9 protein-coding genes are annotated in these 8,744 nt (G+C 68.5%); 7 read left to right on the plus strand and 2 right to left on the minus strand.

Going from position 1 to position 8,744, the window contains the following annotated elements; translation table 11 throughout:
- The 3 genes from AC1DZ6_RS16905 to AC1DZ6_RS16915 all read left to right on the plus strand — a co-directional run.
- The coding region (locus AC1DZ6_RS16905) for a DMT family transporter (RefSeq protein WP_477098308.1) at positions 1 to 716 on the plus strand (716 nt) is incomplete at its 5' end.
- 93 nt (positions 717 to 809) lie between these two features.
- Positions 810 to 2,132, plus strand: coding sequence for a glycoside hydrolase 5 family protein (locus AC1DZ6_RS16910; RefSeq protein ID WP_477098309.1), 1,323 nt, complete (start codon positions 810 to 812; stop codon positions 2,130 to 2,132).
- A 279-nt stretch (positions 2,133 to 2,411) separates the two neighbouring features.
- Complete coding sequence (locus AC1DZ6_RS16915) at positions 2,412 to 4,022, plus strand: carboxylesterase/lipase family protein (RefSeq protein WP_477098310.1); 1,611 nt, start codon at positions 2,412 to 2,414, stop codon at positions 4,020 to 4,022.
- 198 nt (positions 4,023 to 4,220) lie between these two features.
- On the opposite strand, the gene carA is transcribed toward AC1DZ6_RS16915, so the two are convergent.
- Positions 4,221 to 5,387 carry a glutamine-hydrolyzing carbamoyl-phosphate synthase small subunit gene (gene carA, locus AC1DZ6_RS16920; RefSeq protein ID WP_477098311.1) on the minus strand — a complete coding sequence of 389 codons (1,167 nt, stop codon included), beginning with the start codon at positions 5,385 to 5,387 and terminating at the stop codon, positions 4,221 to 4,223.
- 269 nt (positions 5,388 to 5,656) lie between these two features.
- On the opposite strand from carA, the gene AC1DZ6_RS16925 reads away from it, so the two are divergent.
- The 4 genes from AC1DZ6_RS16925 (at position 5,657) to AC1DZ6_RS16940 (ending at position 7,413) form a co-directional block, all read left to right on the plus strand.
- Positions 5,657 to 5,953 (plus strand): DUF1272 domain-containing protein, encoded by a 297-nt coding sequence (locus AC1DZ6_RS16925; RefSeq protein WP_477098312.1) that lies wholly within the window; start codon positions 5,657 to 5,659, stop codon positions 5,951 to 5,953.
- A 276-nt stretch (positions 5,954 to 6,229) separates the two neighbouring features.
- A complete protein-coding gene (locus AC1DZ6_RS16930; RefSeq protein WP_477098313.1) occupies positions 6,230 to 6,364 on the plus strand; it encodes a hypothetical protein in 135 nt (44 codons plus the stop codon).
- A gap of 94 nt (positions 6,365 to 6,458) precedes the next feature.
- The gene (locus tag AC1DZ6_RS16935) at positions 6,459 to 6,647 is read left to right on the plus strand and encodes a hypothetical protein (protein ID WP_477098314.1); all 189 of its coding nucleotides are present in this window, start codon (positions 6,459 to 6,461) and stop codon (positions 6,645 to 6,647) included.
- A gap of 70 nt (positions 6,648 to 6,717) precedes the next feature.
- On the plus strand, positions 6,718 to 7,413 hold the full coding sequence (locus tag AC1DZ6_RS16940; RefSeq protein ID WP_477098315.1) for an HAD family hydrolase: 696 nt from the start codon (positions 6,718 to 6,720) through the stop codon (positions 7,411 to 7,413).
- A 119-nt stretch (positions 7,414 to 7,532) separates the two neighbouring features.
- Here AC1DZ6_RS16940 and AC1DZ6_RS16945 read toward each other — a convergent pair whose 3' ends face one another.
- Positions 7,533 to 8,636 carry an acyltransferase family protein gene (locus AC1DZ6_RS16945; protein WP_477098316.1) on the minus strand — a complete coding sequence of 368 codons (1,104 nt, stop codon included), beginning with the start codon at positions 8,634 to 8,636 and terminating at the stop codon, positions 7,533 to 7,535.
- Positions 8,637 to 8,744: the final 108 nt, after the last annotated feature.

The raw sequence follows: 8,744 nt of genomic DNA on the forward strand, positions 1-8,744 counted from the left end.
GCGTGATCCTGCTGCTGGCGCTGAGGCAGAAGCGCCCAGCCCGCTCCGACGTCCGCGCCCTCTTGGTGGTGGCGCTGGGCGTCGTGGTCGGCTTTCCGTTGCTGACGGCCTTGGCGCTGCAGCATGTCACCGCGGCCCATTCCATCGTCTTCATCGGCCTCCTCCCCCTGGCGACGGCGACCTTCGGGGTGCTGCGCGGCGGCGAGCGACCCAAGCCGGCGTTCTGGATCTTCTCGATCGCCGGGAGCCTGTCGGTCGTCGGCTTCGCCGTCTCGCAGGGCGGTTCGGGGTCGCTGACGGGCGACCTGCTGATGGTGGCGGCGGTCGTCGCTTGCGGCCTGGGCTACGCGGAGGGCGCGGTTCTGTCCCGCAGACTGGGGGGATGGCAGGTGATCTGCTGGGCGCTGGTTCTGGCGCTTCCCCTCACGGCGGTGATCGCGCTCGCCACCCTGCCCAGGACGTGGAGCGGGATCGGCGCGCCGGCCTGGTTCGGCCTGGCCTATGTGTCGGTCTTCAGCATGCTGGTCGGTTTCGTGTTCTGGTATCGCGGCCTGGTCCTGGGCGGCATCGCCAAGGTCGGACAACTGCAACTGCTCCAGCCGTTCTTCGGCCTGGCGCTGGCGGGACTGCTTCTGCATGAACCCGTCGCCCTCGGCATGGTGGCCGTCACCGCCGTGATCGTCCTGTGCGTGGCCGGCGCCAAGCGGTTCGCATGAGGACCGCGCGCCTTTCTGAAAACGATTTTCCTTAATCCCTTTCCCCGCGCCGTCCCCTCCCGTTAGGCTGCGCCAAAACACGGGGAGGCCGACATGCTTTCGAGACGCCATCTGCTGGTCGCGGGCGCCGCCGCCATGGTCGCGGGCCAAGCCCCGGCCGGGACGCCCTCCCCCGGCTTCGTCACCGTCCGCGACGGCCGCCTCAGCCTGGGCGGCAAGCCCTACCGCTTCGTCGGCGCGAACCTCTGGTACGCGGCCTGGCTGGGCTCGCCGGGCGTGTCGGGCGACGTCGCGCGGCTGGGCCGAGAGCTGGACCGGCTGAAGGCCCTGGGCGTCACTAACCTGCGCATCCTGGGCGCGGGCGAGACCTCGCCGGCCAAGGTGGCGATCTCCCCCACCTTCCGCGGCCCGGGCGAGGACTACGACCAGGACCTGCTCAAGGGGCTGGACGTGGTGCTGGCCCAGATGGCCCAGCGCGGCATGAAGGCGGTGATCTACGTCAACAACTTCTGGGACTGGTCGGGCGGCATGCCGGCCTATCTGCGCTGGACCGGCAACGGCCAGTGGTTCCAGCAGGGCGACCCGGCCCACCCCTGGCCGGAGTTCGCCGACTACTCGGCCCGCTTCTACGGCGACGCCAAAGCCCAAGCCCTCTTCCAGCATTACCTGCGCGCCCTGGTCGGCCGGGTCAGCAGCATCACCGGCAAGCCCTATCGCGACGATCCCACGATCATGGCCTGGCAGTTGGCCAACGAGCCGCGTCCCGGCGGCAGCGAGGCGTTCGGCGTCGCCAACCTGCCCACCTATTATCGCTGGATCGCCGAGACCTCGGCCCTGATCAAGTCGCTGGATCCGCGCCACCTGGTCACCACCGGCAGCGAGGGCGCCAAGGGCTGCCTGGAGCGCGAGGCCTGCGTGGTCGAGGCCCACAAGCCGGCCAGCATCGACTATCTGACCCTGCACATCTGGCCCAACAACTGGGGCTGGATCGATCCCAAGAACCAGCCGGCGACCTATGCGGCCGGCGAGGCCCAGTGCCGCGACTACGTGGCCCGCCACATCGCCATCGCCAAGGGCCTGAACAAGCCGCTGGTGATCGAGGAGTTCGGCCTGGTCCGCGACGGCCGCGCCTTCGCGCCTGGCGGCGCCACCGTCGACCGCGACCGGTTCTACGGCGTGATCTACGGCCTGGTGCTGGCCGACATGAAGGCCGGCGGACCGCTGGCCGGGACCAACTTCTGGGCCTGGAACGGCGAGGGCCGCGCCCAGCACGCCGACGCCTGGTTCAAGATGGGCGACCGCTCCTACGTCGGCGATCCCCCGCAGGAGGAACAGGGCCTGTTCGGGATCTTCGACGCGGACGCCTCGACGCTGGCGGTGGTGCGAGCGCATGCGAAGGCGGTTGCGGGGCTTTAACTGCACCCTCTCCCGGAGGGGAGAGGGAGGGGCCCGACCGCGCAGCGGTTGGGAGGTGAGGGGTGACGCCCTTACCAATTTCTCGCCAAAACCCTGCCGGCACGCCGTCGGACATCTAAACCCCTCACCCTCCCATTGCTCCGCAATGGGCCCCTCCCTCTCCCTCCGGGAGAGGGTCTCCGTCTGACGCACCGCCCCCAAAAAGTGGATGTCACCGGTGTCAGGAACCGTGGTAGCGATTCCGCCGAGCGCGAGCCCAACCGCGCCTGGAGGACGCTCATGGACCATCTCAACCTCGATCGTCGCGGCCTGATCGCCGGCGCGGGCGCGGCTCTCGCACTGGCCTCGACCCCGGCCTTGGCCGCCAAGCCGGGCCCTGTCGTGACCACCACCCACGGCAAGGTGCGCGGCGCGGTCGGCGCCGGCGTCCAGGTGTTCAAGGGCCTACGCTACGGCGCCGACACCGGGGGAGCGGGGCGCTTCATGCCGCCCCAGCCGCCCAAACCCTGGACCGGCGTCGCCGACGCCCTGGCCTTCGGCGCGGCCTGCCCGCAGGGCAAGGGCGAGGAGGGCGAGGCCCTGAGCGAGGACTGCCTGTTCCTCAATATCTGGACGCCCACTACGGCGGGTAAGAAAGGCCTGGCCGACGGCAAGAAGCGGCCGGTGATGTTCTACATCCACGGCGGCGCCTACAACACCGGCTCGGGGGCCAGCCCCTGGTACGACGGGACCAAGCTCGCCAAGCGCGGCGACGTGGTGGTGGTCACGGTCAATCACCGGCTCAACGCCTTCGGCTATCTGTATCTGGCGCGCCTGTTCAACGATCCGTCGGTGGCCGACAGCGGCAACACCGGCCAGTTGGACCTGGTGCTGGCCCTGCAATGGGTGCGCGACAACATCGCCGCGTTCGGCGGGGATCCCGGCAATGTCATGCTGTTCGGCCAGTCGGGCGGCGGGGCCAAGATCGCCACCCTGATGGCCATGCCGGCCGCCAAGGGCCTGTTCCACCGCGCCGCCACCATGAGCGGCCAGCAGGTCACCGCCGCCGGCCCGTTCAACGCCACCAAGCGCGCCAAGGGCTTCATCGACAAGCTGGGGGTCAAGGACCTGGCGGCCCTGCGCGCCCTGCCCGCCGACCAGTTCCTGGCGGGCCTGAAGGCCGTCGACCCGATCGCCGGAAGCGGCGGGGTCTATATGGGTCCGGTGTTGGACGAGCGGTCGCTGACCCGCCACCCGTTCTTCCCCGACGCCGCGCCCCAGAGCCTGGACGTGCCGATGATGTGCGGCAACACCCACGACGAGACGCGCGGCTTCGTCGGCTACGACAAGAGCCTGATGACCCTGACCTGGGAGCAGGTGATCGAGAAGCTGCCGGCCCAGTTCAACGCCCGGGTCGACATCGACCCGGCCACGGTGGTGGCGGCCTATCGCAAGATCTATCCGAACTACACGCCGTCCGACGTCTATTTCGCCGCCGGCACCGCGGGCCGCTCGTGGAAGGCCGCGATCATCCAGGACGAGGAGCGGGCCAGGGCCGGGGCCCCGGCCTACGCCTACCAGCTGGACTGGCGCGCGCCCAAGGACGGCGGCTTCTGGGGCGCGCCCCATACGCTGGACATGCAGCTGGTGTTCGGCAATTTCGACGCGCCCGGGGTGATCACCGGCTCAGGCCCGGACGCGGTGGCCATGCACGAGCGCCTGGCCGACACGTTCGTCGCCTTCGCCCGGACCGGCAACCCGAACAACCCGTCGATCCCGGCCTGGGAGCCCTACACCCTGCCCAAGCGCCAGACCCTGGTGTTCGACAACACCACGCACATGGAAGACGACCCGCGCGGGGCCGAGCGCGAGCTGTTCAACAAGGTCCCGTTCATTCAGTTCGGGACCTAGGGGCTCGCCCTTTTAGAAACCCTCTCCCAGAGGGAGAGGGAGGGGCCCGCCGCGCAGCRGTGGGAGGGTGAGGGGTTACACCCTCACCGCAGTTCACACGAACGCCCTGCCGGCTCGCCGGTTAACGTCTTAACCCCTCATCCTCCCACGCCTTCGGCGCGGGCCCCTCCTTCTCCCTCTGGGAGAAGGTGAAGGTTATTACTTCGCGGCGTCCATCAGGCCCGCGAACCGCTCGAACAGGTACAAACTGTCGGTCGGCCCCGGCGAAGCTTCGGGGTGGTGCTGCACCGAGAACACCGGCTTGTCGGTCAGGGCGATGCCGGCGTTGGTGCCGTCGAACAGCGAGACGTGGGTCTCGGTCACCGCTTGCGGCAAGGACGCGCTGTCCACCGTGAAGCCGTGGTTCATCGAGACGATCTCGACCTTGCCGGTCGTCAGGTCCTTCACGGGGTGGTTGGCCCCATGGTGTCCCTGTTCCATCTTCACGGTCTTGGCGCCCACCGCCAGGGCCAGCATCTGGTGTCCCAGGCAGATGCCGAACACCGGCTTGCCGCTGGCGACCAGTTTCTGGATCTCGGGCACCGCGTAGGCGCCGGTCGCGGCCGGGTCGCCCGGGCCGTTGGACAGCAGCACGCCGTCCGGATTGCGGGCCAGGATGTCCTCGGCCGAGGTGCTGGCCGGCACCACCGTGGCGCGGGCGCCGACATGGGCCAGGGCGCGCAGGATGTTGCGCTTGACGCCGTAGTCCAGGACCACGACCTCGTACTTGGGCTTGTCCAGCTTGGCGTAGCCCTCCGGCCACGACCACAGGCCCTCGTCCCAGGTGAAGGTCTGGGTCGTCGAGGCGTCCTTGGCCAGGTCCAGGCCTTCCAGGCCGGCCCAGGCCTTGGCCTTGGCGACCAGGGCGTCCAGGTCGAACTGGCCGGTCGGCGAGTGGGCGATCACGCCGTGCGGCATGCCGGTCTCGCGGATCTTGCGGGTCAGGGCGCGGGTGTCGACGCCCGACAGGCCGATCATGTTGCGACGCTTCATCCAGCCATCGAAGTCACTGTTGGCGCGCCAGTTGGCCGGGTCGGTCGGGGCGTCGCGGAAGATCGCGCCGCGGGCGGCCGTCTCGGCGCCGCCGGCCATCTGCTCCAAGTCCTCGACGTTCGTGCCGACATTGCCCACGTGCGGGAAGGTGAAGGCGACGATCTGGGCCATGTAGGAGGGGTCGGTCAGGATCTCCTGGTAGCCGGTCATGGCGGTGTTGAAGCACACCTCGCCGACCGCATCGCCGGTCGCGCCGCAGCCCACGCCTTGCAGGATCGTGCCGTCGGCCAGGGCCAGAACACCAGTGACGCCGGGGAGAAGGTCTTGGGACATCTCGGAAAGCGCCTCCAGAAACGCGGGGCCGGAATAGGCCGATCATTGTCGCAAAAAGGCGGGTCGGAGGTAACCCCAACCCGCCGCGCAAACGGCGGCGTGTCTAGGGGCATGCGACGGGGGGGTCAACCCCTCTGATCACGGGAGTCGGGGCGCCCGCCCACATTCCCGTGATCGGCGAAAGAGTCCCCTCGCGCGGGAAGCCCCCAAGCCCCTATGCTGGAAGGGTTAAGCGCCACAATAAGCATAAGAACCTGGGAGGACGGCCCATGCTCGAACTGCGTCCCAATTGCGAGTGCTGTGATCGCGACCTGCCGCCCGACAGCCCTGACGCGCGGATCTGCACCTTCGAATGCACCTTCTGCGTCGAGTGCGTGGAGATCCGATTCTCCGGGGTCTGCCCCAACTGCGGCGGCGACCTGTCCGCCCGACCAATCCGGCCCGCCTCGGCCCTGCACCGGTTTCCCGCCTCGCTGAAGCGGGTGTTCAAGGCTCACCCCGCCTGCGCCAGCGTCAGGCCGCCGCCACAGCCGGACAGGCAGCAGCCGCCGCCGTCCTGGGCTTAGACGCCTACGACATCCAGATCCGGCGGCTTTTTAAAGCTCCGTCATTCCGGGCCTTGTGCCCGGAACCCCTCCGTCCGCCGCAGGTGCGGGGGTGTGGCGGGCACAWGGCCCGGAATGACGAACGTTTTGATAGGCCTTCTGACCTGATGGCTTCAGCCGCCGACACCGTCTCTTCGGCGCCACACCTGGAACAACTTGTCGCGGCGCGGCATCCCTCGGCGGCAGACCCGCGTTAAGGTCTTGAGGCTCATGGTCGAGCTTCAAGGAGTAGACCCCATGAGCACGCTCGTCGCCCGCATCGCCCCCACCGCCGCCACCAGCTGGTTCGGTCTGGTCGAGACGAGCCTGCGCGTGTTGCTCGTGGTCGCCGTCCCGGTCAGCGCGGCGATCTTCGTGGCGCAGAGCCTCTAGCGCGCAAAAACCTATCTTGGCCGTAGGAACGTCGGCTAGCCGACATCGTTTGAACAGGCGTGGGCGGGGGCGCTCCAACTGTGCCTGTGTTTGAATGACCCATTCCTATGATGACGCCGCCGAAGAACCGGCCACGGTCGTTTCGGCGAACCTGACCGAGCAGATGCTGCACCTGACCAACAGGTTCGAGCAGGAGCGTCTGAAGCTCGAAGAGCGCACGTTCCAGGTCGATATCGAGGATGGCGGCCAAGACGAGGGCCAGGACGGCGGCGAAGAAGACTGATCGCCTTCAGCCGCCTTTGCCTGGAGCGACGCGGCGGCGTATCACCCGGCCAAGACCCGGAGAGCCTTCCATGCCCGTCACCACCGTCGGCATCGACGCCGACGACACCCTTTGGCACAACGAGACCATCTTTCGCCTGACCCACAAGCGGTTCGTCGAGCTGCTGGCGCCCTATGGCGACGCCGAGCAGATCGACGCCAAGCTGGCCGAGACCGAGAAGCGCAACCTGCGGCTCTACGGCTACGGGGCCAAGGGCTTCACCCTGTCGATGATCGAGACGGCGATGGACCTGACCGACAGCCAGGTCAGCATCGGGGTGATCCGCCAGATCCTGGCCGCCGGCCGCGAGATGCTGACCGAGCCGGTCGAGCCCCTGCCCGGCGTCGAGAAGGCCCTGGCCACCCTGTCGGAGCGCTACCGCCTGGTGCTGATCACCAAGGGCGACCTGCTGCACCAGGAGCAGAAGCTGGCCGCCTCGGGCCTGGGCGACCTGTTCGCCGCCGTCGAGATCGTGTCCGAGAAGGACGCCGACACCTATCGCCGGGTGTTCGCCCGCCATGGCACCGGGCCTGAAGCTGCGGTGATGGCCGGCAATTCGGTGAAGTCCGACATCATCCCGGCCCTGGACGCCGGCGCCTGGGCGGCGCTGATCCCCTACCCGCTGGTCTGGGCGCACGAGGCGGCGACCGCGCCGAAGGAGCATGCGCGATATGCGGAGCTGGGGTCGATCGGGGAGCTGCCGGCGTGGGTGGATTCGCTCACTTGAAACCCTCTCCCATGGGGAGAGGGAGGGGCCCAAGCGAAGCTTGGGAGGGTGAGGGGGTGGTGAGCCAGCCGGAGTGCCGGCACGCCGTCAACCGTCCCTAACCCCTCACCCTCCCACCGCTACGCGGCGGGTCCCTCCCTCTCCCTCCGGGAGAGGGTGAAGTTAGATATCCAGTCCCGCGCCGGCCGCTCGAACAGCACCAGCGACAAATAGGCCAGCGGGATCAGGGCCAGCACCCAGAACAGCACCCACAGCCGCAGGGCGTCGCCGGTCAGGCCCCAGTCGGCCACGCCGATCCAGTTGATCCCCATCTTCAGGGCGATGGGGTGCAGCAGATAGAGGCTGAAGCTCAGTTGGGCCCAGGGCGCCAGGCGGCGGCTGACCCCGCCCTGATGACCGGCCGCGTCGGCGGCGACGCCGGCCAGGCCCAGGGCGTAGACGATCAGCAGCAGCAGGGTCCGCTCGATCCGCAAGGTCGAGGCCACCAGGAACACCGCCAGCAGGCCCCACATCCAGAACCGGGCGAACGGCAGCCGTCCCAGCACGTCGCGCAGCTGGAACGCCAGCATGCCCAGCAGGAAGCCCGGCACGGCGCGCAGCACGCCGAAGTTCCAGGTCCACTGGTGGAAGGGCATCTCGCCGTCGGGGTTCAGCAGCAGCACGAGGAAGCTGGCCACCGTCACCAGGGCCGTGACGATCCGCCCGCGCCCGGTGATCCAGAACAACAACGGCAGGGCCAGGTACATCCCCATCTCGGCGCTGATCGCCCAGCTGACGAAGTTCCAGGTCTGGCTGTGGCAGGTATGCCAGGCATGGACGAAGAGCACGTTGGGCGCGATGCAGGCCAGGTCGTAGCGCTTGGGGTCGACATCGCCGCCCCAGCCCATCGCCCCGGCCGCCCAGACGCCGACGAACACCAGCATGGTCGCCCAGTGCAGCGGCCCCAGCCGCGCCACCCGCTTCTTCAGGAAGGTCCCGTACTTGTTCCAGCCGCTCAGCCGGCCGGTATAGATCGCCGCCATCACGTAGCCGGAGATCAGGAAGAACAGATCCACGATCAGGCTGAAGCCCTTGATCATGTCGTCCGCCACCTGCCAGCGCCCATCCAGGTTGATGTAGCGGTTGAAGTGGAACACCACGATCATCAGCGCCCCGACGATGCGCAGGGCGTCGAGATGCAGCATGTCCTCGGAGTCGGGCTTGAGGGCGGGCAGTGCTTTCATCGGCCAAGGGATGGGACGCAGCGGGGCGATGGTCAAGTTTGCTGACGGGGACATGCCCTTGCGGCGTGTCCCCGTCTGTAGGCCCTACCGCAACGCCGGCCCCTTGGC

It is taken from the genome of Caulobacter sp. P1_B12_2 (genome assembly GCF_056406675.1).